The sequence below is a fragment of the Streptomyces niveus genome (assembly GCF_001723055.1).
In the GTDB taxonomy this organism is placed as follows: domain Bacteria; phylum Actinomycetota; class Actinomycetes; order Streptomycetales; family Streptomycetaceae; genus Streptomyces; species Streptomyces niveus.
The window spans coordinates 1-854 of sequence record NZ_MDCR01000516.1; the positions used below are offsets into that span (position 1 = coordinate 1).

Here is an 854-nt window from a genome sequence, read left to right on the forward strand (position 1 = left end):
GCGAAGGTGATCACCGGCGAGGACCCGAGGTTCTCGGGTGTGCTCGTTCTCTTCCTGATGACGGGAATGGGCCTCGTCGGGTTCCTCGACGACTACATCAAGATCGTGAAGCAGCGTTCGCTGGGTCTGCGGGCCAAGGCGAAGATGGCCGGACAGCTGATCGTCGGCATCACGTTCGCGGTGCTCTCGCTCCAATTCGCCGACGTGCGCGGCAACACCCCGGCCTCCACCCGGCTGTCGTTCGTCACGGACTTCGGCTGGTCCATCGGACCGGTGCTGTTCGTGGTCTGGGCGCTGTTCATGATTCTCGCCATGTCCAACGGCGTGAATCTGACGGACGGTCTGGACGGCCTGGCCACCGGCGCGTCGGTGATGGTCTTCGGCGCGTACACCTTCATCGGCCTCTGGCAGTTCCAGGAGTCCTGCGCCAACGCGCTGACCCTCACCAACCCGGAGGCCTGTTTCGAGGTACGAGATCCGCTCGACCTGGCGGTCGTCGCCTCCGCCCTCATGGGCTCCTGCTTCGGCTTCCTGTGGTGGAACACCTCACCCGCCAAGATCTTCATGGGCGACACCGGCTCCCTCGCCCTCGGCGGCGCCCTCGCGGGCCTCGCCATCTGCTCCCGTACGGAACTCCTGATCGCCCTGCTCGGCGGCCTCTTCGCCCTCATCACCATGTCCGTGGTGATCCAGGTCGGTTCGTTCCGGCTGACCGGCAAGCGTGTCTTCAGAATGGCCCCGCTACAGCACCACTTCGAACTAAAGGGGTGGTCCGAAGTCCTTGTCGTGGTCCGCTTCTGGATCATCCAGGGCATGTGCGTGATCGTCGGACTCGGACTCTTCTACGCGGGCTG

General features: G+C 64.5%; 1 protein-coding gene. It reads left to right on the forward strand.

All coding sequences use genetic code 11. The features are described from left to right. Positions 1-854 (forward strand): phospho-N-acetylmuramoyl-pentapeptide-transferase (gene mraY, locus BHU15_RS37155; RefSeq protein WP_069631103.1); only part of this gene is annotated, 854 nt, incomplete at both ends.